Origin of the sequence: Glycomyces dulcitolivorans (assembly GCF_003265355.1) — a bacterium.
Classification (GTDB): Bacteria; Actinomycetota; Actinomycetes; order Mycobacteriales; family Micromonosporaceae; genus Glycomyces; species Glycomyces dulcitolivorans.
Genome location: NZ_QFRW01000113.1, coordinates 1 through 913, shown reverse-complemented (window position 1 = coordinate 913; position 913 = coordinate 1). Strand labels below are relative to the sequence as shown.

The 913-nt window shown below is 77.2% G+C and carries 1 pseudogene; it reads right to left on the bottom strand.

Annotated elements, in window-relative coordinates:
- Positions 1 to 913: pseudogene (locus DI269_RS12940) on the bottom strand (DAK2 domain-containing protein); the annotation flags it as partial.

The window sequence follows — 913 nt, the reverse complement described above, 5'->3', positions numbered from 1 at the left end:
GGCGTCGGGGGCGGTGGCGACAGCCTCGCCGCCGACGACGACGGCGTAGGCGCCCTCGCGGCTGCGGACCTCGCCGGTGCGGCAGGCGGCCGCGGCTTCGGCCATCGCGGCGACGTCGTCGTCGAAGTGCCGGTCGGGGTCGTGGACGGCGACCGCGGCGAGGCTCTGCACGACCGCGCCGGTGGGGACGACGGTGACGCGGAAGCCGTCCCGGCGGGCGTCCTGGGCGGCCCTGCGGGCGGTCCGGGCGGCCTCGGGGGTGTCGACGAGGACGACGGCGCTGAGGGCCTCGCTCTCGCGCGCGGCGTCGAGTTCGGCGGCGACGGTGGCGACGGTGGCGGTGCGGCAGCCCTCGCCCGCGAGGAGCGCCCTGATGGCGGCCGCGGCGGTGACCACGACGACGGCCCGCTGCCGGGGTTCGGCGGGCGGTTCGGGCTCCTTGTGGGCGTGCTCGGGGCCGTCGGCGAAGCGGGTCACGGAGATCCGGTGGACCCGGCCGCGCTCGATCCCGGCCTCGATGGCCGCGCCGATGTCGTTGACGTGCACGTGGACGTTGAACGTGGTGACGTCCCGGGCGGCCCGGGAGCCGATGATGACGACCGAGTCGCCGAGGTCGGTGAGCCGGTGGCGCAGGTCGGACGCGGCCGCGGCGTTCGCTTCGAGCAGGTACTGGACCTCGTACCCGAAGACCTCGGACCCGGTCTCGCGCGGGACCTGCTCGGCCTCCTCGACCGCCCGGACCCGGTGGCGCTCAAGGAGATCCAAAGCGCCTGTGGGGACCGATCCGGTGAGGGTCTCGACGAGCGCCTCCAGGAGCAGCGCGAGCGCGAGCCCCCCGGCGTCGACGACGCCGGCGCGGGCGAGCGCGGGCAGCTGCCCGGGCGTCGCGGCGACGGCCTCGGCGGCGCCCTCG